The organism is Plantibacter sp. ME-Dv--P-095 (assembly GCF_030209365.1).
Classification (GTDB): Bacteria; Actinomycetota; Actinomycetes; order Actinomycetales; family Microbacteriaceae; genus Plantibacter.
On the sequence record NZ_JARVSB010000006.1, the window covers coordinates 32286 to 55485 of the forward strand.

The following is a 23200-nucleotide window of genomic DNA, read 5'->3' on the forward strand; positions in this document are numbered from 1 at the left end:
CCGATACTGGAGCACCCGGGCGGGCTCCAACGTGCCCGGTGGGTCGGTGCGAACCGCCCGATCGACATCCGGGGGGATCAGCATGAGGAACGACACGTGAGCGCAAGACGACGGGACGGTGAGCGTCGCGCGACCGTCGAGGACTCACCGACGGTCGGCATCGGGATCATCGCCACCATCGTCATCGTCGCGGTCGTGATCGTCGCAGCGGTCTTCATCGTCGCGCTGCTGCTGGGTGGCCGATGATGGCGGAGGTCGGGATCTCGCCGCGCATCCCGCTGTCGAAGCCCTACCGTGCCGCCGGTGAACTCGCCCAGCTCGAGCAGGTGCTCGCCTCCGACCACGTCCACGGCGACGGCCGGTTCACGGCATCGGCCTCCGACCGACTCCGGCACCTCACGGGCGCCCAGCACGTCCTCCTCACCACCTCGGGGACCCACGCGCTCGAGATGATGACCCGGCTGATCGGCGTCGGGCCCGGTGACGAGGTGATCCTCCCGAGCTTCACATTCCCCTCGGCGGCGAACGCGGTCGTCCTCGCCGGGGCGACGCCGGTCTTCGTCGACAGTGACCCGACGACGGGCAACCTGGACCCGCAGCACGTCGCCGACGCCATCGGGCCCCGCACCCGGGCGATCTCGGTCATGCACTACGGCGGCGTCCCCGTGGACGTACCGGCCTTCCTCGGTCTCGCCGCCGAACACGGACTGCACCTGCTCGAGGACAACGCGCACGGCCTCGGCGTCAGCGGCGCTGGTGTCCGGCTCGGCACGGTCGGGACGATGGCCGCGCAGAGCTTCCACGACACGAAGAACGTGCACTGCGGCGAGGGTGGTGCGCTGCTCATCAACGACGAGTCCGTGCTGCTGCGAGCCGAGATCATGCGTGAGAAGGGGACCGACCGCGCCCAGTTCCTCCGCGGCCAGGTCGACAAGTACAGCTGGGCGGACCTCGGCTCCAGCTACCTGCCGAGCGAACTGAACGCCGCGGTGCTCGACACCCAACTCCGCGACTTCGTCGTCATCCAGGCGCACCGGCACCGGATCTGGGACCGGTACGCGGTCGAGCTCGCCGAGTGGGCGCACGATCGTGGCGCGACGCTCATGGACCCGCCCGGCGGCGTGCACGCCGCACACCTCTTCTTCCTGCTGCTGCCGGACGCCGAGGTGCAGCAGGAGTTCCTCCGCCACCTGCAGGCGCACGGCATCGGTGCCGCCTTCCACTACGTGCCGCTCCATTCGAGTGCGGCCGGTCGGCGATACGGTCGGGTGGTGTCGGAACCGCAGCACGCGGTCCGGTTCGCCGAACGCCTCGTCCGGCTGCCGCTATGGCCGGCGATGACCGACGCCGAGGTGGACCGGGTCGTCGCCGCGGTCCGCGCGTTTGGGGCGAACTCCGACCTCACGACGGCGACCACGGCATCGACGGGACAGGATTCCATATGGGCATGATCGAGCAGGGGCTCCGCGCCATCCGTGGCGAGGGTGTCCGGTCGACGCTCTGGCGTGCCGCGCACTTCGCCGACGGACGCTTCAACCCGATGCGCCGGAAGCCCACCGACCTCTACCCCAGCGACGCGATCGCCGCCGACTGGACGGTGCCGCGGCACTTCAACGTCGCCGAGTTCCCCCGGCGCCCCTACGACGTGGCGTGGTTGATCTCACCGCCGAGCCGCACCTCCGGCGGGCATCAGAACGCGTTCCGCTTCATGGAGTTCCTCGAACGCGCCGGTCACCGCCTCACGATCTACCTGTACCAGGCGTCCGCGCAGCCCGCCGTCGACATCGCCGGGATCCGCGCGATGATGGCGGCGAGCAGCGCCTACCCGGAGCTGCAGGCCGACATCGTCCGGTACGACCCCGTCACCGGCATCGCGCCAGGGGCCGACGTCGTCGTGTCCTCCGACTGGCAGACGGCGTACCCCGCGTTCCGCTACCAGGGGCCGGCGAAGCGGTTCTCCTTCGTGCAGGACTTCGAACCGTGGTTCTACCCGGCCAGCAGTGAGTACGTCCTCGCTGAGAACACCTACCGCTTCGGGTTCCACGGGTTCTCGGCCGGACCGTGGTTGGCCAGGAAGGTCGCCGACGAGTACGGCATGAGCTGCGACCACTTCGACTACTCGGTCGACAAGCAGCACTACTCGCACGTGAACGACGCACCCCGCACCGAGATCCTCTTCTACGCCCGTCCGCCGACGCCACGGCGCGGCTGGGAGATCGGCGAGCTCGCGCTGACCGAGTTCCACCGGCTGCGCCCGGACATCACGATCAACCTCGTCGGCTGGGACATGTCGGGCTACGAGACCGGGTTCCCGTTCGTGAACCGCTCGGCCATGGACATCTCCGAGCTGAACGCCGTCTACAACCGCTGCGCCGCAGGCCTCGTGCTGTCGCTCACCGACATGTCGCTGCTCCCGCTGGAAATCATGTCCTCCGGGGTGGTGCCCGTCGTCAACGACAGCCCGAACACGACCGGGGTGCTCGACAGTCAGCACATCGAGTACGTGCCGCTGTCGCCCGCTGCGATCGCCAGGCGACTCGTCGACATCGTCGAGCGTCCCGACGCGATCGAGCACGCCAAGCGGATCTCGGCGTCGATCACGGCCGCCGACTGGTCCGACCCCGGCGCGCAGTTCGTCGAGCAGTTCGAGCGGGCGATGCGCTCGTCCCTCTGACGCGCAGCGCGCTCGGCTGACGCCCGCCGCGGCGTCAGCCCACCCGCGCCTGCCGACGGCGGGCGTCGAGGTCGGGGAGCATCTCCGCAACCGGCGGGGTGACCCGCCGCCCGTCCTCGGCCTCCGGTGGGGTGCTCATCGACCGCAGCGCGTGTTCGACCGCCTCGCGGATGCTCAGACCACTCGCGGTGATCGCGTGCAGCTGCGCCAACGCTTCGGGATCCACGATGACGACGGAGACGGGCGTCTCCTGCTCGGGTGCGTCGACGCCGGAGCCGGCCCGCGCCCGTCGGGTGGCGAGTCCGTGCGCGATCCACGCACGGTTGCGCTCCACGTCGACCTTCAACAGGCGGGTGTTGCGCCGCACCCGCTCGGCGATGAGCTTGCCCTCGTGGATGTCCGAGTACACCTGCCAGCGCGGGTACAGCAGCCGGGTCGCGAGGTCGGACGGACGGGTCGGGACCGGGAGGTCGTCGATGAAGTCCTGCACCACGGCATCGGAGAGCGCCTCGCGCAACCCACGTCGTTGCACGCTGTCGTCGGACGACGGAACGGGGAACGTCAGGGTCATGGGGATCCGGTGGTCAAGGGGCGGGTGGTCGATCGGAACAGCAAAGACCGGATCAGTCTTGCGCCGAACCCTGGGCGCAAGGCGTCCGGCGGCTGGAAACCACCCCGGAACCAACCCTGCAAGTGCTTGATCGCGCGAGTCCCGTTCCAGCCCGGTGAGGCCGGATCCGGTCGAGCGCCCACCGGCGGGTCGCTGTTACCCTCGACGCACGAACACCACCGTTGAGGGAGGAATCGTCATGGGCAACGACGCCGGACGACAGGACCGAGCACGCGCAGGATCGAACCGGCGCGGAGCACAGCAGCCCGCCGGCGGGGGTGAAGCGGAACCCGTCGTGGTGCAGGATCCTGAGCTGCCGCCCACCGCGGTCGACGAGGCCGAGCACGCCCCTCGCTGGACCCCCGCCAAGGTGGTCCTCTGGGTCGCCATCGCCCTCCTCGGCGGGTTCGCGTGGACGATGCTGGCACTTGTCCGTGGCGAGACGGTCAACGCGATCTGGTTCGTCTTCGCGGCGGTCTGCACCTACCTCATCGCCTACCGCTTCTACTCGAAGCTCATCGAACGGAAGCTGCTCCGCCCCGACGACCGGCGGGCGACCCCGGCCGAGTACCTCGCCAACGGCAAGGACTTCGTCCCCACCGACCGCCGCGTCCTCTACGGGCACCACTTCGCCGCGATCGCCGGTGCCGGCCCCCTCGTCGGCCCCGTGCTCGCCGCGCAGATGGGGTACCTGCCCGGCACCATCTGGATCATCATCGGCGTGATCCTGGCGGGTGCCGTGCAGGACTACCTCGTGCTCTTCTTCTCGATGCGTCGCGGCGGCCGCTCCCTCGGCCAGATGGCGCGCGATGAGCTCGGCGTGATCGGCGGGACGGCGGCGATCATCGCGACGCTCGCGATCATGGTCATCATCGTCGCGATCCTCGCCCTCGTCGTCGTCAACGCCCTCGGCGAGAGCCCCTGGGGCGTCTTCAGCGTGTCGATGACGATCCCGATCGCGCTCTTCATGGGTGTGTACCTGCGGTTCATCCGGCCGGGCAAGATCACGGAGATCTCCATCATCGGCTTCGTCCTCCTCATGTTCGCGATCGTCGCGGGCGGCTGGGTCGCGGAGACCGAGTGGGGCGCCGCGGCGTTCACCCTCGACCGCACGGTCATCGCCGTCGGCATCATCGTCTACGGCTTCGTCGCCGCGATCCTGCCGGTGTGGCTGCTGCTCGCACCGCGCGACTACCTCTCCACCTTCATGAAGATCGGCACGATCGTGATGCTCGCCGGGGCGATCGTCCTCGTGCGGCCGGAGATCACGGTTCCCGCGTTCAGCGAGTTCGCCGGTGGTGACGCCGGCCCGGTGGTCAGCGGCTCGCTCTTCCCGTTCCTCTTCGTCACGATCGCGTGCGGCGCCCTCTCCGGCTTCCACGCGCTCATCGCCTCGGGCACCACGCCGAAGCTCGTCGAGAAGGAACGCCAGACCCGGTTCATCGGCTACGGCGGCATGCTCATGGAGTCGTTCGTGGCGATCATGGCCCTCGTCGCCGCCCTGTCCATCGACCGCGGCATCTACTTCGCGATGAACTCCTCCGCGGCGGCGACCGGTGGCACCGTCGAGGGCGCGGTCGCCTTCGTGAACTCGCTCGGGCTCGCCGGAGTGAACCTCACCCCCGACGTGCTCACGCAGACCGCCGCGAATGTGGGGGAGGAGTCGATCGTGTCCCGCACCGGTGGTGCACCGACGCTCGCCCTCGGCCTCGCGCACATCATGCAGCAGCTCATCGGCGGCACCGCGCTCATGTCGTTCTGGTACCACTTCGCGATCATGTTCGAGGCCCTGTTCATCCTCACCGCCGTCGACGCCGGCACGCGTGTGGCCCGCTTCATGCTGCAGGACACCTTCGGCAACATCATCCCGAAGTTCCGCGACCCCGACTGGCGACTCGGAGCCTGGATCTGCACGGCCGTGATGGTCGCGGCGTGGGGAGCGATCCTCATCATGGGCGTCACCGACCCGCTCGGCGGCATCAACACCCTGTTCCCGTTGTTCGGCATCGCGAACCAGCTCCTCGCTGCGATCGCGCTCGCGGTCTGCATGGCGATCGTCGCGAAACGCGGGAACTTCCGGTGGCTGTGGATCGTCGCCGTGCCGTTGGCCTTCACCGCGGTCGTGACGATCACCGCGTCGATGTTCAAGATCTTCTCGCCCGTCCCCGCCGTGGGCTACTGGGCGCAGAACGCGGCGTTCCGCGAGGCGCTCGCCGCCGGCGAGGACAGCTTCGGGAACGCACCGACGCGGGCGGCGATGGAGGCCGTCGTGCGGAACACCACCGTGCAGGGCGTGCTGTCGATTCTGTTCGTGACCCTCGCGATCATCGTCATCTTCTTCGCGATCCTCCACACCGTACGGTCGTTCCGCACGGGTGGTGGGCCGAGCTCGGAGGACCCGGCGCTCCCGTCGCGTCGATTCGCGCCCGCGGGGATCGTCGCGACGAAGGCGGAGAAGGCGCTCGAGCGCGAGTGGTCGACGGTGGACGCCGACAAGCGCCCAGCACGGTCGGGGCACTGATGTCCGGCACCGGGTCGGCGACCGGACCGGGAGCCGTGGGGCTCGCGGTCCGGCGGGGCTGGGCGTCGGTGCGGTGGTTCGTCACCTCGCTCATGGGCGACACCGCCTACGCGACCTATGTCGAGCATCATCGGCGCGTGCACCCGGACACCCCGGTCCCCGACGAGCGCACCTTCTGGCGGGAGCGCTTCGCGGAGCAGGACCGAACGCCCGGTTCGCGGTGCTGCTGAACTCCAGCACCGCCTGGGAGAATGGGGCCGGACCTCCACCACGCCCCATGCCGAAGGAACCCCCATGAGCATCGACGACCGCACGCTCGGCCGACGCGAACGCAACAAGCTCGACAAGCTCGCTCGCATCACGGCGGCGGCGGGCGAGCTGTTCGCCGAGCGCGGCGTCGACGACGTGACGACGCAGGAGATCGCCGACCGCGCGGACATCGGCACGGGGACGCTCTTCCTCTACGCGAAGACGAAGGGCGAGCTGCTGCTGCTCGTGCAGAACTCGACGTACGCCGACGCGCTCGCCGAGGGACGCGCGGCCGCCGCGGCCGCCGGGACGATGACGGACGGGGTCCTCGCCGTCATCCGCCCGGTCGTGGAGTGCAACCGCAAGCAGATCGACAACGGCCGCACCTACCTCCGGGAGATCGTGTTCGGCGACCCCGAGGAACCGCACCACCGTGTGGCGCTCGACCTCACCCAGCAGACCGAGGCGCTCATCGCCGAGGTCCTCGTCGACCGCGGCGGTGTCGCCACCGAGGTCGCGAGCACGCTCGCCCACGTCGTCTCCGCGATCATGTTCGTGAGCATGGCCGCGACGGTGAACGCGGCCCGGACGGTCGACGAGATCGTGGACGAGATCGCCGCGCAGGTCCGTGTGATCCTGCCTGATCCGGTGTGATCCAGCTTGATCCGGTGTGATCCGGCGGCCTAGGGGCGCGCCCGCCGTTTCCAACCGGTGAGCCGTTCGAACCGCTTGCCGTCGATCGGGACCGTCCGGTCGATCATCGAGACGGAGGCGTTGCGCGTCCCGCCCACCAGCTGAGCAGCCCGCTCGGCGGCGGCCGCGACCCGTTGCGCGACGAGGCCCACCGTCCCGCCGTCGCCGCGGAACCCCCAGACCGTCGTCGTGTGGAGGACGGAACCGTGCTCCGTCGCCCGGACCGCGACCGGTGCCGCGCAGCGGGCATAGGGCCGACGCACCCCGACGAGCGACAGGAGCGGGACGAGCTCCAGGGCGTAGGAGCTCAGGCTCGATGCGCGGTCGTCGCCGATGACGGCGTACCGGATGCTCCAGGCGTCGGCCGCGAACGACTCGGGTGCCACGGCGAAGCCGTCCGCCTGCAGTGCCGACAGCATGGCCGCCAGGGTGTCGGCCGGCGGGAGCGGCGAGACGATCTCCTGGAAGCGCACCATCGACCCGATGGCGAACGCGTGTCCGCTCATGCCCGTGCCCTCACTGGTCCACGGCGTGGACCGAGAGCACGACCTGCTCCTCGGGGACGAGCGCCTCGAGCGCCTTCCGCGCGGTCGGGTAGTCGCGACCCTCGGCCTCGATCGTCCGTGTGGCGACGGGCCGGTAGACGGCGGTGCCGACGAGGTCGCCGTTCACCCGTCCGCCACCGTGCAACGCGGCGAGCGTGTGGCCGGGCGGGGTGGCGGCGAGGACGGCCGCGCGCAGACCCGCGACATCGGGTGCGGCTGCTTCGGTGGTGATGGTCGCGCGGTCGCGGAGGGTGGCGATGAGCTTCACCCCTCAAGCCTACGGAACACCGCCGACGGCTCGGTAGCCTGGGCGGATGACCGAATCGATCAACGAACCGATCGCCGAAGCGCCGGGGCTCGAACTGCTCGCTGACGGTCTCCGGATCCTCGACACGATCTCGGCTCTCCCGCCTCGGCAGGCGGCGACGCACCCCTCGCTCTGGCCGCTGCTCGGTGTGCCGGCGATCGACCGGGGTGCGCTCGTGATCTTTCCCCTGGCCGTCGCCACGATCAGCGCGACGGACCGATCAGCGCTCGAGCGGCTGCGCGAGGTCTGCGCCGCCCTCCAACGCGACTGCATCCACGTCCACGGCGGCGACTTCATCCACGGGGAGACCACGCTCGACCCCGAGGAGGATCCGTATGGACGACGCCTCGCCGAGGTGGGCGCGCTCACGACCACACCCCGGGGCGTCGTGGTGTGGCGTGTCCGCGATCGCGGCGCGGCGCTCGTCCTCGTGGTCGACGAGGCCCGCGGCCAGGCGACGCTCGCCTTCCACCTGGTGCCGAAGGACTGGATCTGGAATGGGCCGTCCGAGCCCGCGACCAAGCGCGAGGCGTCCCGTCGCCGGACCGCGGTGAAGGAGCAGTCGGCGGTGGACGTCGTCTGGTCGTGGCCGGCGGCCGACCTGGCTCAGGTGCCCTGACCGGCGGCGGCTCCGCGCGGCTGGTCCGGTCGAGTCGAGCCATTCAGTGCCGCATCTCGTTCGGTGCCGCATCTCGTTCGGCGTCGGCGGTGCGAGCGGCGAAGAGTGCGAGCGACACCACGATGCCGGCCACCACAGCGAGGATCGGCGGGAACCAGAACGACAGATCATCGACTTCGGCGGCGCGGATCGCCATGCACACGAGGGCGACCGCCGCGAAGAAGGCGGTTCCACCGGCGATCTGCACGGCGCGGGTGCGGACGGCGCCGTGGTCGCGACGCCCGATGCCCCACTGGAGGAGGACGTTGATGAACGCGAGGCTGTAGCAGGCCGCGACGACCGGGAGGCCCGTCTCAGCGGGGAAGATGAATTCGCCCAGGTCGCCCGAGTTGCCGGTGCCTCGTGTCTCCGCCCGGGAGAAGGTGAACGGCGACATCCACAGCCACCCTGCTCCCGTGACGAGCCACATGACGGCGGTCACCGTGCCGAGCACCCCGATGCGTCGAAAGCTCTCGACGATGCTCGGCTGGATCCGCTGCGTCGACTGCTCGCGGAGCTGCTCGTACATGTCGTCGAACGCCGCCTCCTCGGTCGTGAACCATCGCCGGGTGGTCTCGACGGGGCTCGACGTATGGTCGGTCGTGTAGACCGTCCACCCACCGTCCATCGGGGCGAAGACCACCGACTGCGGCGCGATCGTGTCGCCCTCGTCGAGGAACAGCGCGTTCCCCCGGTCGGCAGCCGCGACGCCGAGCGCCGTCAACTGCTCCCGCTTCACGACTCGTCCGTCGGCGGTCGGCCCGTCACGACCGCGGAGCGTCCCGGGCGGGCATCGGCTCCACCGAACGCGGCGACGCGGTCCCACAGCCAGTCCGTCAGGCTGGACGCGATCTCCTCGTCGTCGCTGCCTGCGCCGCGTCGGTACAAGCGGCCACCGGCACCCTCGAAGAGGTAGGCGTCCGCATCGTCGGTGAAGAGCAGGGTGAAGTATTCGTGCTCCGCGTCCCACTGCGGCCATGCCGCAGGATGCTGTTCGATCGCCGCGTCCAGGGCTGCGACCTCGGCGCCACTGAGCAGTCGGAAGGGCCGACCGTCACCCCACAGGCCGCCGGATCCCGGACGCTGTCCGTCGCGCCAGGCGAGGACCTTGTCGTCTCCGCCGCTGGCACGCGCCGCATCACGGTCGAGGGGCGGGCGCAGCGACGCCGCCAGCTCCGCCGGCAGCAGCGGGTCCAGCGCGGCGAGCGCCTCGGCGAGCCCGGCTCCGAACACCTTGTCGCGCAGGATCCGCCACGCGATCTCGCCCATGCCGGCTCGTCGCAGGTCGTCCATGGTGCCGGCCCCGCGTTCGATGGGGTCGAGGAACCCGCGGGCGACGATCATCCCGCCCTGGGCGACCTCGTCCGTCGGGTCCTCGCGAAGCACGCGGGCCAGCAGTTCGGCGGCCTCCTGCGGACGGTAGTCGTAGAGGTAGGCGAAGGCCAGAGCGGTCGACAGGGTCGTCTCGCTCGGGTCGGCTTCGATCGCCTGCTGTGCGGCCACGAGGAACCGTGCCGGCGGGGCTCCGGTCGACAGGAAGTGGAGGGCTCGGAGCCCCAGCGCCCCGGCGTACGCCTCCGGCGCGGTCCGACCGGCCAGTTCGACGGCGCCGTCCATCGACGTCCAACCGCGCTCGGGGTCGTCGGCCATCGCGACGGCGGCCGCGAGGTCCATGTGGTCGAACCAGTCCGCGTCGGGATCCTCTCGGAGCACGAGTTCGCCGAGGCGCATGGCCTCCGTGAAGTCACCGGCGGACGCCTCGAGGTCGCGGAGTCGCCGGAGTGCCCCGAGGAACTGCCGGTCCCGGCGTCCGAGCAGCTCCCGCAGGAGCCGTCGGGCCTCCTCGACGTCGCCGCACGCCTCGCGGTGCATGGACAGCAGGATGATCATCCCGGTGAACTGCGGCGCCCGGGCCAGGACGCTCATCGCGAGTTCGGGGATCCGCGGGTGGTGCGGCTGGAACTCGAAGAGTTCCCAGGCGAGGTCGCGGTCGTGTTCGATGGCCTCGCGTTCGACGCCGACGGGCTCGCTCATCGGAGACCGTGCTGCACGCGGTAGGTCCGGAGTTGGGCGAAGGTGCCGTCGTCCACGCCGTATTCGAGCACGGGCGCGACCTGGTCGAACCAGGACGCCGTCGACGGGATGAGGCCGGCGGCGGCCTCGAGCAACCCCTCCGTGGTGACGGGCACGATCGCGCCCGCCTCCATCGACGCCGACAGTGACCGTTGCAGGGCGACCCGTGAGACCTGCGCGATGTCGGCACCGGAGAACCCATCGGTCGCCGCAGCCACCGCGATGACGTCGACCCCCTCGGCAGGTTTGCCCTCGAGGTCGCCCTGGAGGATGGCGGCCCGAGCCACGGCATCCGGCGGGAGCACGAGGACCGTCTTGTCGATCCGCCCCGGACGACGGAGCGCCGGGTCGATGTCCCAGGGACGGTTGGTCGCGGCCAGGAAGTACACGCCGTCGTTCTCGTTCGCGACACCGTCGAGCTCTTCGAGCAGCTGGGTCACGATCGTGCGCATCGACTGCGACCCGCCGCCCGAGGTGCGTCGGCCACCCAAGGCGTCGAACTCGTCGAAGAAGATGACGCAGGGCGCGGCTGCGCGGGCGTCGTGGAAGACGCTCTGGATGGCCTTCTCGCTGTCGCCCAGCCATTTGCTCAGGAGGTCGGCGAGGGTGACGTGGATGAACGAGGCGCCCAGGTCTCCGGCGATCGCCTTCGCGATGAAGGTCTTCCCGCACCCGGGCGGCCCGTACATGAGGAGTGACCCGCCCGGCTTCTGCCCGAACGCGGCGGCGAGTTCGGGGTTGCGCAGCGGAGCGAGGAACGTCGAGTCGAGGTGCTGCTTGACGTCGGCGAGACCCGCGACGTCGGCGAGGGTGATCGCGGGCCGCTCCGCGTCCCAAAGGCTCGGTTGCCCGATCCGGACGGGCGCCTGGTCGGGTGTCGACGCGTTCGGGACCGCCGTCGGCCGGTTCGGTGTCGACGAGCTCGCTGTCGGGTCGCCCCCGGGGGTCTCGGCGGGCGCACCGCCCGTCGTGCCACCGCGCAACCGTGCCGCCATCACCCGCGCTCGGAGCAGCCGCACGCGCGCGGGGTCCCCGCCGAACCGTTCGAAGGTCGACACCTCCTCGGCCGCGCGGTCCACGTCGTGCTGGAGCAGCAGCGTGACGAAGTCCTCGCGTAGTGCCGCGTTCTGTGGATCCTGCGCCACCTCGGCAGCGATCACCTCGAGGAAATCCCCGTCCTGTGTCATCTCGTCCCCCCCACGGTCCGTGTCAGATGCCGACCATCCTGCCAGCGGGACGCCGATGAGCGACAGGCGTCGGCCCGGATCGGTCCGGATCGAGCATGGGGAGGGGTGCCCATCCGTCACCCTGGGCTGGTGTACCGTCGACAGCGGGCCGAACCTGAAGGCGGCTTGAGGTCGGATCGAGGAAGGCGGGTGGTGCGACGTGCACCGTCCCGGCGAGCTGCTGAGCGTCGGCGAGATGAGCCGCCGCACCGGCGTCGCCGTCTCCGCCCTCCACTACTACGAACGCCTCGGCCTCATCGCCTCCGAGCGGTCGACCGGGAACCAGCGACGGTACCCACGACACATGCTGCGCCGCGTCGCCCTCATCTCGGTCGCGAAACGCCTCGGCATTCCGCTCGAAGACGTCGCCGAAGCATTCGCCGACGTTCCCCTCACCAGCACCCCCAGCCACGAGGACTGGCAACGGGCCTCACGTCGCTGGCAGAAGGTCCTCGAACAGCGCCGACGCGGCATCGAACAGCTCGAACGAGAACTCACCGGCTGCATCGGCTGCGGCTGCCTCTCGATGAAGGCCTGCACCCTCCTCAACCCGGACGACGAACTCGGCGACACCGGCACGGGCGCTCGCCGCATCCCGGTCTGAGCGCGCCGTCGGGCGGCACGCGCACCGCCTGAGCTCAGGCGTCGCCGCGCTGCCCGAAGGTGGCGGGATCGACCGGCCGCAGGCGCTTCGGCAGCCCCTCCACGACGAGGAGGTACGACTCCGTGACGAGGTCGTCGACGAACGCCGGTTCGAGCTCACCGTCCGGCTTGAGCGAGATCCAATGCCGCTTGTTCATGTGATAGCCGGGGATGATGTCGGGGAACGCCTCACGGAGGCTGCGGCTGTCCTCGGGGCGCGCCTTCAGGGTCACGATCGGTTCGCCCGTCGCGCCGGTCTGGAGCATGAACACCTTGCCCCGCACCTTGTACACGTCCCACTCCTCACCGAAGGGATGGGTGAGCTCCGCGCCCGGAAGCTCGTCGGCCCGGCGGGCGGCGCGCTCCTGCAGCTCGACACCGTGCATCGTGATCCTCCCGGGTGGACGGCTCAGCGCTGTTCGGACGCCGGACGGAACCGCGCCAGGTTCGGCAGCGGGACCCACGAGCCGAGCCGCGGGTAGTCGAGGGCCACGCCGACGACGCCGCGTTCGCCGAAGGCGAGGACCCAGTCGATCGCCGCAGGGATCGGGACCGCGAGGAGGGAGACCGTGGCGTCCGGGGGGACGAGGCCGTTCGCGTAGGCGGCCTCCTGGGCACGCGTCCCGCTGCTGTAGACGCAGAGCAGGTTCCCCGGCTGGGCGGCGAGCGCGTAGGGACGCGGTTCGTCGTCGGTGCCGCGGTTGATGAAGACCCAGCGGTCGAGGGACGCGACCGCCTGCCAGAGGCGGATCTGCGGGTCGATCTCATCCGGTGCTGCGCGGCAGGCGGCGTCGAGGGAGTCGAGCTGTGCCAGGACGTCGGGGCTCGGTTCGAGGGTGCGGCCCTGGTGCGGCTGGTCCGTGGCGTCGGGCTGAGCGTCGCTCGGGCCGGTTTCATTCGGGCTGGTGTCGGACGGGCTGCCGTCGCGGCGGAACGGGTTCTGCATGGTCACTTCCTCGTGGCTCGGCGTGCGGGTTCGGGACCCCGCCAACGCTAGCGCAGGCGTTCCGCGGGCGACCAGGGGCTCAGAACGCGCTGCCGAACGCCAGCGCTTCCGCTGCTGCCTGTGCGGGCGAGCCGAAGAACGCCGGCCCGTGCCCGGGCAGCACGATCGACGCGGGGAGCCCGGCCAGCTTCGTCAGCGACTGTCGGGCGCGCTGCAGGTCGCCGTGGAACATCTCCGGGAGCAGCTGCGGTCCGTCGTGCGGGCTCGTCGGGTGCGCGGTGATGAGGGCGTCGCCGGCGATGAGGACCCCGTGCTCGACGAGCAGGAATCCCAGGTGGCCGCGCGTGTGCCCGGGGAGGGGGATCGGCCGGATCTCGACACCGAGGGCGTCTCGGAGTTCGGGGACCGCTTCGACCGCCACGACCGCGGTGGGTGGTACGACTTCGAGTCCGCCGGCCTCCACGGCGTGGTTCAACCAGCTCGCGACGCCCGGACGCTCCAGGTGGGGCTGGACGTCGGCGAGCCCGACCTGTTCGAGCACGTCTCGTCGCACGTTGGGGATCTCGTCGTGGGCGGCGAGGACGTCGCAGTCGGCGAGTCCGGCGATGAACGCGGCGTTGCCGATGTGGTCGCCGTGTCCGTGGGTGAGGAGGATCGCCTGGACGTCCTCGACCGCGTAGCCGAGGGCGCCGAGGGTCGCGGTGACGGCGGCGCCGTCGCCCGGGTAGCCGGTGTCGATGAGGATCGGTCCGAGCTCGCCCTCGACGATGATCCAGTTCACGGCAGGGCCCTGGACGAAGTGGACGCCGTCGGTGACGGTGCTGCTGCGGGTGGTCGTGTTCGGCACGGCACCGGGGTGCGCTGCGTCGGGGTGCACGGCGTCGCTCTGGGACATGGGCGTCCTTCCGATTGCGGAGACGGGGTTCAGGGGAGGGTCAGTGCTCGGCCGGTCCGTTCACGAGCTCGTGCGAGGCGGCGGCGGCGGTCGTGGCCGCAGCGCCGGCCGGGTCGACGGTCGCGAGGATCGGGCGGATGAGCGTGATCAGTCGGTCTCGGAGCTCGGCCGCGTCGTCGTCGCCCACCGTCGTGGTGACGAGGCCGAAGCACGCGTCGAGCAGGACGTCGGAGACGCCGTCGAGGTCGGGCAGGTCGAGGTCGTGCGCGGCGGCCTCCATGCGGAGGTTCGTGCGGGTGTAGGCGCGCCAGTCGAACACCGTGTAGACCGGGTCGTCCATGCGGGGGAGTTCGTGCAGCAGCCGGATGGCGCCCATGGCGATCGGGGACCGCTGGGCCTCCCGAGCCGAGGCGAGGATCATCGTCACCCACCGGAGCGCGCCGTAGGGCACGCCGATGGTCGCGTCCGCCGCCTGCCATCGTTCGTCCTGCTCCGCGATGACGGCGTGCGCGAGGCTCCGCTTGGACGGGAAGAGATGGTACCCGATGACCGACTTCGGTTTGCCCATGACGGCGGCGATGCCGGAGAACGAGGTCCCCGCATAGCCGTTGCGCCCGAACTCGAGGCCGGCGGCGTCGATGATCTCGTCGCGGACCTGGTTCATCGCGTACTGGCGCAGACCGCTCACCGGCGCTCCTTCGAAGTGGGTGACCATCCGGTCTGGTGGGTGTCCGAGGCCTGATCAGACGATCGTCTGAGGAGGACGCCGTCCAGCTTAGACGATCGTCTGGGAAGAACCTGGGATGACGAAGGAGCTTGGAGTCGAGAAAACTGAGTAGACTCAGAAAAGCTGACAGCGATGGATGTCAGCCCCTACGAGAACAGGAAGACCGTCATGAGAGCGTTCGTCGTCTCGAGCTACAAGACCGCACTGCACGAAGCCGAGGTGCCCGAGCCGACCGTCGGCGACCACGACGTCCTCGTCCAGGTGCAGGCCGCCGGGCTGAACCAACTCGACGAGAAGATCCGCATCGGCGAGTTCAAGCAGATCCTGCCGTACCGCCTGCCGATCGTGCTCGGCCACGACGTCGCCGGTACCGTCGTCCGCGTCGGTGGATCCGTCCGCGCCTTCAAGCCCGGCGACGAGGTCTACGCCCGTCCCCGCGATCACCGCATCGGCACCTTCGCCGAGCGCATCGCGATCGACGAAGCCGACGTCGCCCTGAAGCCCGCGTCGATCACGATGGAGGAGGCCGGATCCCTCCCGCTCGTCGCGTTGACGGCCTGGCAGGCACTCGTCGAGATCGGGAACGTGCAGCCCGGTCAGAAGGTCCTCATCCACGCGGGTGCCGGAGGCGTCGGGTCGATCGCGATCCAGCTCGCGAAGCAGCTTGGGGCCGAGGTGGCGACCACGGCCAGCGCCGCCAATGCGGGATTCGTCCGGTCGCTGGGGGCCGATGTCGTGGTCGACTACCGTTCGGAGGACTTCGCCGAACGGCTGTCCGGTTACGATTTCGTGCTCGACAGCCTCGGTGGCGAGAACCTGGAGCAGTCGCTCCGGGTCCTGCGTCCGGGTGGCACGGTCGTCGGCATCTCGGGCCCTCCGACGCCGGAGTTCGCGAAGGCGGCCGGGCTGAACGCGGTACTGCGGCTCGCGATCGCCGCCCTCAGCGCGAAGGTCCGTAAGCAGGCCAAGCGGCTCGACGTGCAGTACCGGTTCCTGTTCATGCGGGCGAGTGGCGATCAGCTCCGTGAGATCACGGCGCTCGTCGAACGCGGCGTCCTCCGACCCGTCGTGGGGCGCATCTCCCCGTTCGACGACACCGTCCAGGCGCTCGAGGCGCTGGCCTCCGGTGGCATCCGAGGCAAGGCCGTCATCAGCAACCCCTGAGGGGGACTCGGCCGTCGGGGCGCTCCGCTCAGGCCGGGAGCGGCTCGATGAGGTGCGGCCCGGTGTTGCGGACGTTGTTCACGTCCCGCGTGACCTCGTAGTGGGTGAGGTCGTGGGCGACGGCGAAGGACTCGCGGTCGAGGAGCTGCAGCAGCTGGTCGGTGTCGAGGTGGTCGCCGAGCCAGTCGTCGTAGCCGTCCGGGGTGAGGCAGGCCGGCATGCGGTCGTGGACCTCACCCGGCGAGACGTGGGCGTCGCGGGTGATGATCGCCATCGACAGCCGCCACTTGTCGGGGTCGTCCTCGCCCTTGGTCGGGTCCGGCCAGGCGCTGATGATGCCGGCCATCGCGAGTTCCGCATCGGGGTCGTGGATGAAGTGCGGCTGCTTGCCCGTCTCGGTCACCACCCACTCGTAGTACCCGCTGGCCGGCACGATGCAGCGCGCCGAGGTGAACGCCTTCCGGAACATCGACGCCGTCGCGACCGTCTCCATGCGGGCGTTGATGGGCTGCGGCCGTTGCTTGGCGAAGTCCTTCGCCCAGCCCGGTACGAATCCCCATCGGGCCGCGGTCGCGGTCCGTTCGTCGTGACGGGTGCGGACGACGGTCACCGCCGTGGTGGGCGCGACGTTGTAGTCGGGCGCGGGCGCCTCGAACTCGGCCACGAGGTCCGCGAGGAGGGTGGACGTGGAATCGGTGACGACGAAGCGACCGCACATGCGCTCAGCATAGGAGTGCAGCTTCGGGCGGTCGAGCCCTTGCCGGTGACGGGAGGCGCGGTCAGGCGAGTCGCTGCCGCCGCCGTGCGAGGAGCAGGAGACCGCCGCCGATGAACGCGGCCGCCGTCCCCATGGTCAGGAGCAGCGCCACAGCCGACAGCCCGGTCGGCGGGAGGACGTCCGTCGCCGCCGCCCCGGAGTTCGGGGGCGACGACGGCGACGGTGCCGCGGACGCGAGGGCCTGCAGGCTCGCGCCGACGTCGATCAGGCCCGCGCCGACCGAGCGTTCGGTCGGGATGCTCGCATCCCACGGGATCGTGATGGTGTCGAGGCGGGCGTGGTCGGTGAGCGCTGTCCGCACCTGCTCTGGCGTGAGGTCCGGTCGGAGTTGGCGGACCAGTGCGGCCGCTGCGGCGACGGTGGGTGCGGCGGCGGAGGTGCCGCGGAAGTTCCCGGAGCCGGTGAGGACCGTCGTCGACACGGGCAGGTCGTCGACGCCGGCAGCGGTCGGGCCGGAGACGGTCACGGGCGCCTGGACGCCGAAGAGGATGGTCGAGGGTCCGAGAGAGGAGTAGGTCTCCAACGTCGAATCCGCGGCGTCGACCGCGGCGACCCGGAACGCCGCCGGGTACGCCTGGTGGCCGAAGAGTGCCGAGCCCACGGTGTCGGTGGCCGTCGAGCGGAAGTACTCCTGCGAGGACAGCTCGGGCCGATCGGGGAAGGGCAGCCAGGTCAACGCCACCGGAGGGGTGCCCGAGGTGGCGGTCACCTGGCGCACGACGCTGACCTGGACCTCCGACACCTCGGTCTCCGAAGGGTTCTGCAGCGGAGCCGTGCCGGTCGCGAGGTCCGGGTCGGACGGCGTGAACGGGATCGTGCGGTCCGCCAGCGACAGGACGTACTCGAACCGCGTCGCGACGGCGCCGTCCGGTTCGGCCCAGTCCAGGACGCCGAACATCAATGCGGCGGGTGGCAGGGTGACGCCCATCGTCGGATCGGCCGGGTCGCCGGGATCGAAGTCGAGGCAGTCGACGGAGGCGGCGGGGAAGAGGTCGGCGACGTTCTGCGGGCAGCTGGTCGGGCGGTACTGCTCGGTCGCCCAGGAGCCGATCGGGAAGCCGGCGCTCGGCGAACCCGGTGCGCCGGGGACGCCGAAGTTGCCGGTGGCGGTGGTGTAGAAGACACCGGCGTCCACCGCCCGCTGGATGGCCGCTTCGCCGGCTCCGGTCCGGTATCGGCGGTCGTCGCCGCCCTGGACGTCGTCGACGATGATCGTCGCGCCCGCCGCGGTGAGGCGGTCGATCGCGCCGGGGAAGTCGGACGTCCCGGAGGCGAACAGGAGCTCCGCCCCCGGCGCGATCCCGTGCACCAGCTGGGCCATCGCGCGGCCCTCGTCGTCTTCGTCCCCGGCCGGGTCGTCCACGAGCGTGACCGGTGTCCGGTAGCCGCACGGGTTCCCGGGCCCGGGCAGCAGGCCGGCCGTGACGTCGGCCGCGACGGCCTCGTCACCGGCGTTCCCGAAGGAGCCGGAGATGATCCCCACGCGGACGCCGGAGCCGTCGACACCGAACGTCGTCGCCGCATCACCCGCGTTCAAGAGCTCGACGGCGGGTGCCGGGAGTGAGCGACAGGCGGCGGTGGCTGCTCCGGCCGGTGCCGCTCCCGCACCGACGACGCAGCACGCGAGGGCGACCACGATCACCCCGGACATCCGGTCCCGCAGCACACCCATCGTCACTCCTCGTCGCGGTGGACGCCCCCGCGACGACCACCCTGAGGAGATCGTGGCAGAGGTGCTCCTCAGGGTGGCGGCCGTTTCGGAAAACGGATCGCCGGTGTCCGCGTCCCGTGCGGGAGGGTGGCGCCGGTTACTTCGCGAGCTGCGGGTACACGGCCTCGAGTGGCGCGCTCAGCCCGGCGCGGAGGTGGCGGGAGGTGTCGTCCGCGAGGACCTCGTACTCGTCGGCGGCCATCGCGTCGTAGACCTGGGTGACGAGCAGCGCCGGGTCGAGCTTCGCGTCCGTGGTGTGGGCCGCCATCGCGGTGTCGACGTAGCCGACGTGCACGCCGATGACGTGGACGCCCGCGGGCAGCAGTTCGAGCCGGAGCGAGTTCGTCGCCGACCACAGGGCCGCCTTCGTCGCACTGTAGATCCCGTTGACCGCGTACCAGCTGAGGGCCGAGTGCAGGTCGATGATGGTCGCGCCCTCGCGCCCCGAGAGCAGGGGTGCGTAGGCGCGGGCCAGGAACAGCGGGCCGAGGAAGTTGGTCTCCACGTTGCTGCGGATCTCCTCGTCCGTCTGGGTGAGGATGCCGGGGGTCGTGACGGCGACCCCGGCGTTGTTGATGAGCACGGTGACGTCGGGGGCCGCCTCGACGAGCGCGGCGATCGACGTCGGGTCGGTCACGTCGAGCGTGAGGGGGACCACCCGCTCGTCGTCCCAGGTGAGCGGATTGCGGGCGGTCGCGTAGACCTTCGCGGCGCCCCGGGCGAGGGCTTCGTGGACGAAGTGGGTGCCGATGCCGCCGTTCGCGCCGGTGACGAGGACGACTGCTCCAGTGAGTGAGGGCATGAGGGGGCTGCTTTCCGATCGATGACGACTGTGCTCAATACTGACTCTAGTCAGATATTGAGCACAGTCGCCCCGTAGCGGCGAGGTGCTGCGGATGCGCCTACTGCTCGAGGCCCGCCCGTGCGTCGCGGCGGGTCTTCGCGAGCGAGGCGACCGTCGCCACCGTGATGGTCAGTGCGATGAACAGTAGCGAGAACCAGATCGGGATGTCGGGGATCCAGTCGATGTGCTGCCCGCCGTTGATGAACGGCAGTTCGTTGACATGGAGGGCGTGGAACACGAGCTTCACACCGATGAAGGCGAGGATGACCGCGAGGCCCTGCGCCAGGTAGACGAGGCGCTCGAGCAGGCCGCCGATGAGGAAGAACAGCTGGCGCAGCCCCATGAGGGCAAAGGCGTTCGCCGTGAACACGATGTACGCCTGCTCGGTGAGGCCGTAGATCGCCGGGATGGAGTCGACCGCGAAGACGAGGTCGATGAAGCCGATCGCGACGATGGTGAGCAGCATCGGGGTGAAGAAGCGCTTGCCGTCGATCTTCACCGAGAGGCGGTCGCCGTGGTACGTGTCGGTGATGGGGAGGATGCGGCGGGCGAAGCGCACGAGCTTGCCGTTCGCCGGGTCGCTCTCATGGTTGCTGAACGCCTGACGGTACGCGAGGAACAGCAGCAGCGCGCCCATCAGGTAGAAGATCCAGGAGTAGTTCTCGATGAGGGCGGCGCCCACGGCGATGAACGCGCCGCGCATGATGAGGGCGATGATGATGCCGATCATCAGCACCTTCTGCTGGTACGCCTTCGGCACGGCGAAGCCCGCCATCACGATGAGGAAGACGAACAGGTTGTCGATCGACAGCGCCTTCTCCGTCAGGTAGCCGGCGAAGTACTCGCCGCCGTAGGTCCAGCCGGACACGAGCCCGATACCGACGCCGAAGAGCAGCGCGAGGCTGACGTAGAAGATCGACCAGCGGGCGGACTCGGCGATCGTCGGCTCGTGCGGCTTCCGCACGTGCGCGAAGAACTCGTAGACGAAGAACAGGATCGTGACACCGATGGTGATGATCCAGATGAGCGGGGTGACGGCCATGACGGCTCCAAGGGGTCGAGGGACACGAAGTTCCGGCGACGGCGCCGGAACAAGGTCTTCTCCACTCTCGATGAGAGCCGGCACCCCGGGATCCCGACGGTGGGTCCGTATTGACGAGCATGCCGCGAAGGAGTACTCCCCTTGCTCCGTCCATGGTACGGGCGGGATGGAGTCCGACCTCGGGTCGGAGGTCGGACTCTCCGGGGTTTCCCACCGGATTGCGGGTTCCTCCCAGGATCACGGTGGCACGACGATCGCCTTGCCGGTCAGCCGCCCGCCGCCGGAAGGCGTGATCGGCGGCTCAGTAGCTGAGGTCCGGGAGGAGCAGTCCGCCGACGACGGCGACGAATCCGAGCCCGACGAACGCGAGCGCGGTCATCCCGCTACCCGTGACGCGCGCGGCCGTGGCCACCCGACGGCGCGGGCGACCGTCGCTCGTGCCCGGTTCCGTCTCCGTTCCGCGCGCCGCGCGGACCGCCCGCCAAACGCTCGGGACACACCCGAGCACCGCGAGGGCCGTGAGAATCTGGGCGATCCGGATGACGACCGGCGACGGGGCTGGTCCGTCGGAGATGAGCGCCTGCGCGACGACCGACCAGAACGGTGCGGCGGCGATGAGCGCGAGCACCGATCCGCGCGTCCACCACGAGAGCGCGCGGTCCCGTCGGTCAGATGAGACGGGCCGAGAGGTCTCCGCCCGACGCAGCGCGCCGAGGGGCCACGCGAGCAGGGTGATCACGAGGATGACGAGCGAGCCGGCGGCGATCGTCGGGACCAAGGCCCGTTCGGTCGGCATCGGTTGCATGGTGAACGCCGGATCGAAGCCGACGGCGGTCACCGTGTCGCCATTGGTCGAGGCCGCTACCCGGCGTTGACCGTCGACCTCCTGCCAGACCCACGGTTCGACCTCGACGAAGCGGAGCGGCGTTCCTGCGCTGTCGGTGATCGCCGAGATCGTGACGACACCGTCCTGCTCGGCGGCGACCTCCACACTCGACAGGACGTAGAAGAGTCGGACGAACGTCGACTCGCCACGTCGCGACAGCTGATAGGTGCCGGCCAGTGCTGCGGCGTGCGCCGCGGCCGTCTCCTCGACGCGTGGGGCGGACCGCTCCTCCGGGAAGTACCGGTCGGCGAAGCCGGTGGTGACCGCGTCACGGATCGCCGTGCTCGAGTCGCCGTTCACGCCCGTGCTGTTCAGGGAGATGAAGATCCCGGCGTCGTCGTCGGGGTAGATCTCGAGCTGGGCGTGGAACGCGGTGAGATCGCCGGCGTGACTGAGGATGCGGTGTCCGTTCCGGTCCCGTTCGAAGAATCCGAGGGTCATCCGCGGACCGTTCGCGAGGTTCCCGAGGTGTTCCTCGTCGAGGGCCGGGGCGTGCATCCGCTCGAGGCTCTCCGGTGTGAGGAGGGTGCGACCGTCCGCCGACGGGTGGCCGAGCTGGGCGTTCATGAAGTTCGCAAGATCGCCGGCGGTCGCGCTGATCGCCCCTGCCGGTGCCGGACTGACGACCTCGAACGGCACCTCGGGTGACCCGGCGAAGCGGTACCCGGCCGACATGTCGCGTCGGCGTTCCGGCGACAGGGGTTGCTCGTACGTCGCGTCCGTCATGCCGGACGCCGTCAGGACGTGCTCGGTGGCGTACTGCTCGAAGGGTGTGCCGGTGACGCGCTCGACGACGTACGCGGCGAGCCCGTTGGAGTAGTTGGAGTAGGACGGCGTGGTCCCCGGCTCGAAGATCTGCTCGGGTGGGTCGATCGTGACCGTGTCGCGGAGCGGCTTCGGCTCTGCGGGCGCCGAGGCGATGAGTCCGGCGAGTTGGTCTTCGAAGCCGGCAGTGTGCGTCAGGAGATGACGGAGGGTGATCGGGGTCTCGAACGCCACCGGCAGGGTGACGTCGAGGTAGGACTGCACAGGTTCGTCGAGGTCGAGGACTCCGGCCTCGACCTGCTGCATCACGGCGGTCGCCGTCATGAGCTTCGACACGGACCCGATGCGGAAGAGCGTCCGGTCGACGTCGACCGCGGCCGGTTCGACCGTCGCGGTGCCCGCCGTCGCCAGCCCGTAGCCGCGCTCAGTGACGATCTCGCCGCCGCTCACCACCGAGACGATGGCGCCGGTGATCCCTTCGCGTTCGAGCGCGGCGGGCAGCAGTCCGTCGAGCCATGCCGTGGTGTCCTCCGGTGACAGGGATGCGGCCACCGTCCGGGTCGTCGTCGGCTTGGACGGCTCCGTCCCGGCGGCCGTCCCGGCGACGGCGAGTGGGCCGCAGACGATCGCGATCAGGGCCGCGAGGACGACGGGCGTCCGACCGCGGGATCGAGTGGCCGTTCGGGCAGGGCGGCCGGGGGTTTCGCGGCGACTGTCGTTCACAAAGTCAGTCGACCACCATTCGAGCGCATCGCCAAAACGAGCGCACCCGCTGTCCGCTATCCGAAGCGGTTCACCGCCGGGCTTCGAGGAGGGAGACGAACTCGTCGGCCATCGCGAGCTGCTGCTGGAGCTTGGCGCGGCGCTCGGCGGCGTCCGCGATGAACTCGTCGAGGATCGCCCGGGTGTCGTCGTCGGGCGCCGTGTCCATGGCGTCGATCACGCGGAGGAGTTCGGCCATCTCCTCCAGGGAGAATCCGAGCGGCTTCATGCGCCGGATGAGGATGAGCCGGTCGTAGTCGTCCTGGGTGTAGAGGCGGAACCCGCCCTCGGTGCGTGCGGATGCCGAGACCAGGCCGACGTCGTCGTAGTGCCGCAGGGTGCGGAGCGAGAGGCCGGTGCGCTCGGCGAGTTCACCGATGTGCATGGTGGTCGGTTCGCTCGTCACGATGGCCTCACTTCAAATCAACCCTTACGTTAGGGTAGAGTTACGGATGACGGCCGATGCGGCCGCAACCCCTCCA

General features: G+C 70.2%; 25 protein-coding genes. 9 read left to right on the forward strand and 16 right to left on the reverse strand.

Translation table 11 applies throughout. From position 1 onward, the window contains the following. Window positions 1-96 precede the first annotated feature (96 nt). From QRN26_RS08400 to QRN26_RS08410, 3 genes are read left to right on the forward strand one after another with little or no spacing between them, the layout of a single operon-like run. On the forward strand, window positions 97-246 hold the full coding sequence (locus tag QRN26_RS08400) for a hypothetical protein (RefSeq protein ID WP_157579901.1): 150 nt from the start codon (window positions 97-99) through the stop codon (window positions 244-246). Next, window positions 246-1451, forward strand: coding sequence for a dTDP-4-amino-4,6-dideoxygalactose transaminase (gene rffA / locus QRN26_RS08405; RefSeq protein ID WP_285036220.1), 1206 nt, complete (start codon window positions 246-248; stop codon window positions 1449-1451). Before QRN26_RS08400 ends, rffA begins: the two co-directional genes overlap by 1 nt. Next, on the forward strand, window positions 1448-2674 hold the full coding sequence (locus tag QRN26_RS08410) for a rhamnosyltransferase WsaF family glycosyltransferase (protein ID WP_157580277.1): 1227 nt from the start codon (window positions 1448-1450) through the stop codon (window positions 2672-2674). The genes rffA and QRN26_RS08410 overlap by 4 nt, the downstream gene beginning before the upstream one ends. A 34-nt stretch (window positions 2675-2708) precedes the next feature. On the opposite strand, the gene QRN26_RS08415 is transcribed toward QRN26_RS08410, so the two are convergent. Continuing rightward, window positions 2709-3245, reverse strand: coding sequence for a hypothetical protein (locus QRN26_RS08415; RefSeq protein ID WP_285036221.1), 537 nt, complete (start codon window positions 3243-3245; stop codon window positions 2709-2711). Between the two features lie 238 nt (window positions 3246-3483). On the opposite strand from QRN26_RS08415, the gene QRN26_RS08420 reads away from it, so the two are divergent. The 3 genes from QRN26_RS08420 (at window position 3484) to QRN26_RS08430 (ending at window position 6708) form a co-directional block, all read left to right on the forward strand. Beyond that, on the forward strand, window positions 3484-5805 hold the full coding sequence (locus QRN26_RS08420; protein WP_285036222.1) for a carbon starvation CstA family protein: 2322 nt from the start codon (window positions 3484-3486) through the stop codon (window positions 5803-5805). Then, on the forward strand, window positions 5805-6035 hold the full coding sequence (locus tag QRN26_RS08425) for a YbdD/YjiX family protein (RefSeq protein WP_056009478.1): 231 nt from the start codon (window positions 5805-5807) through the stop codon (window positions 6033-6035). Before QRN26_RS08420 ends, QRN26_RS08425 begins: the two co-directional genes overlap by 1 nt. A 64-nt stretch (window positions 6036-6099) precedes the next feature. After that, a complete protein-coding gene (locus QRN26_RS08430; RefSeq protein WP_285036223.1) occupies window positions 6100-6708 on the forward strand; it encodes a TetR/AcrR family transcriptional regulator in 609 nt (202 codons plus the stop codon). A 29-nt stretch (window positions 6709-6737) separates the two neighbouring features. Here the strand turns inward: QRN26_RS08430 and QRN26_RS08435 are convergent, their stop codons facing one another. Continuing rightward, window positions 6738-7253, reverse strand: a complete 516-nt coding sequence (locus QRN26_RS08435; RefSeq protein WP_285036224.1) for a hypothetical protein — start codon at window positions 7251-7253, stop codon at window positions 6738-6740. A gap of 10 nt (window positions 7254-7263) precedes the next feature. Then, window positions 7264-7560 carry a hypothetical protein gene (locus QRN26_RS08440; RefSeq protein ID WP_056009472.1) on the reverse strand — a complete coding sequence of 99 codons (297 nt, stop codon included), beginning with the start codon at window positions 7558-7560 and terminating at the stop codon, window positions 7264-7266. A gap of 46 nt (window positions 7561-7606) precedes the next feature. Between QRN26_RS08440 and QRN26_RS08445 the strand changes: the two genes are divergently transcribed. Then, complete coding sequence (locus tag QRN26_RS08445; RefSeq protein ID WP_056779737.1) at window positions 7607-8218, forward strand: hypothetical protein; 612 nt, start codon at window positions 7607-7609, stop codon at window positions 8216-8218. A 43-nt stretch (window positions 8219-8261) separates the two neighbouring features. On the opposite strand, the gene QRN26_RS08450 is transcribed toward QRN26_RS08445, so the two are convergent. Genes QRN26_RS08450 through QRN26_RS08460 form a run of 3 tightly spaced genes read right to left on the reverse strand, consistent with a single transcriptional unit; the run spans window position 8262 to window position 11517 of the window. Further along, a complete protein-coding gene (locus QRN26_RS08450; RefSeq protein ID WP_285036225.1) occupies window positions 8262-8996 on the reverse strand; it encodes a hypothetical protein in 735 nt (244 codons plus the stop codon). After that, entirely contained in the window at window positions 8993-10291 is a 1299-nt protein-coding gene (locus QRN26_RS08455; protein ID WP_285036226.1) for a tetratricopeptide repeat protein, read from the reverse strand. Before QRN26_RS08455 ends, QRN26_RS08450 begins: the two co-directional genes overlap by 4 nt. Next, on the reverse strand, window positions 10288-11517 hold the full coding sequence (locus tag QRN26_RS08460; RefSeq protein WP_285036227.1) for an ATP-binding protein: 1230 nt from the start codon (window positions 11515-11517) through the stop codon (window positions 10288-10290). The genes QRN26_RS08455 and QRN26_RS08460 overlap by 4 nt, the downstream gene beginning before the upstream one ends. A 199-nt stretch (window positions 11518-11716) precedes the next feature. Here QRN26_RS08460 and soxR point away from each other — a divergent pair, with 199 nt between their 5' ends. Next, window positions 11717-12160 (forward strand): redox-sensitive transcriptional activator SoxR, encoded by a 444-nt coding sequence (soxR, locus tag QRN26_RS08465; RefSeq protein ID WP_255353627.1) that lies wholly within the window; start codon window positions 11717-11719, stop codon window positions 12158-12160. 34 nt (window positions 12161-12194) lie between these two features. On the opposite strand, the gene QRN26_RS08470 is transcribed toward soxR, so the two are convergent. From QRN26_RS08470 to QRN26_RS08485, 4 genes are all read right to left on the reverse strand, one after another. Then, window positions 12195-12584, reverse strand: a complete 390-nt coding sequence (locus QRN26_RS08470; RefSeq protein WP_285036228.1) for an MmcQ/YjbR family DNA-binding protein — start codon at window positions 12582-12584, stop codon at window positions 12195-12197. A gap of 23 nt (window positions 12585-12607) precedes the next feature. After that, a complete protein-coding gene (locus QRN26_RS08475; RefSeq protein WP_285036229.1) occupies window positions 12608-13144 on the reverse strand; it encodes a hypothetical protein in 537 nt (178 codons plus the stop codon). 79 nt (window positions 13145-13223) lie between these two features. After that, window positions 13224-14039, reverse strand: coding sequence for an MBL fold metallo-hydrolase (locus tag QRN26_RS08480; protein WP_285036230.1), 816 nt, complete (start codon window positions 14037-14039; stop codon window positions 13224-13226). A 40-nt stretch (window positions 14040-14079) separates the two neighbouring features. Beyond that, a complete protein-coding gene (locus QRN26_RS08485) occupies window positions 14080-14727 on the reverse strand; it encodes a TetR/AcrR family transcriptional regulator (RefSeq protein WP_285036231.1) in 648 nt (215 codons plus the stop codon). 207 nt (window positions 14728-14934) lie between these two features. Between QRN26_RS08485 and QRN26_RS08490 the strand changes: the two genes are divergently transcribed. Beyond that, window positions 14935-15930: an NADP-dependent oxidoreductase gene (locus tag QRN26_RS08490; RefSeq protein ID WP_285036232.1), complete on the forward strand. Its 996-nt coding sequence runs from the start codon at window positions 14935-14937 to the stop codon at window positions 15928-15930. Between the two features lie 28 nt (window positions 15931-15958). Here the strand turns inward: QRN26_RS08490 and QRN26_RS08495 are convergent, their stop codons facing one another. The 6 genes from QRN26_RS08495 to QRN26_RS08520 form a co-directional block, all read right to left on the reverse strand. Then, window positions 15959-16648 carry an SOS response-associated peptidase gene (locus tag QRN26_RS08495; RefSeq protein ID WP_056779720.1) on the reverse strand — a complete coding sequence of 230 codons (690 nt, stop codon included), beginning with the start codon at window positions 16646-16648 and terminating at the stop codon, window positions 15959-15961. Between the two features lie 61 nt (window positions 16649-16709). After that, a complete protein-coding gene (locus QRN26_RS08500; RefSeq protein WP_285036233.1) occupies window positions 16710-18380 on the reverse strand; it encodes a S8 family serine peptidase in 1671 nt (556 codons plus the stop codon). A 136-nt stretch (window positions 18381-18516) separates the two neighbouring features. Further along, window positions 18517-19221 carry an SDR family oxidoreductase gene (locus tag QRN26_RS08505; protein WP_285036234.1) on the reverse strand — a complete coding sequence of 235 codons (705 nt, stop codon included), beginning with the start codon at window positions 19219-19221 and terminating at the stop codon, window positions 18517-18519. Between the two features lie 100 nt (window positions 19222-19321). Further along, window positions 19322-20305: a TerC family protein gene (locus QRN26_RS08510; RefSeq protein ID WP_285036235.1), complete on the reverse strand. Its 984-nt coding sequence runs from the start codon at window positions 20303-20305 to the stop codon at window positions 19322-19324. 301 nt (window positions 20306-20606) lie between these two features. Then, window positions 20607-22679: a serine hydrolase domain-containing protein gene (locus QRN26_RS08515; protein WP_285036236.1), complete on the reverse strand. Its 2073-nt coding sequence runs from the start codon at window positions 22677-22679 to the stop codon at window positions 20607-20609. Window positions 22680-22749: 70 nt separating this feature from the next. Beyond that, window positions 22750-23103: a MerR family transcriptional regulator gene (locus QRN26_RS08520; RefSeq protein ID WP_056011660.1), complete on the reverse strand. Its 354-nt coding sequence runs from the start codon at window positions 23101-23103 to the stop codon at window positions 22750-22752. Window positions 23104-23200 lie beyond the last annotated feature (97 nt).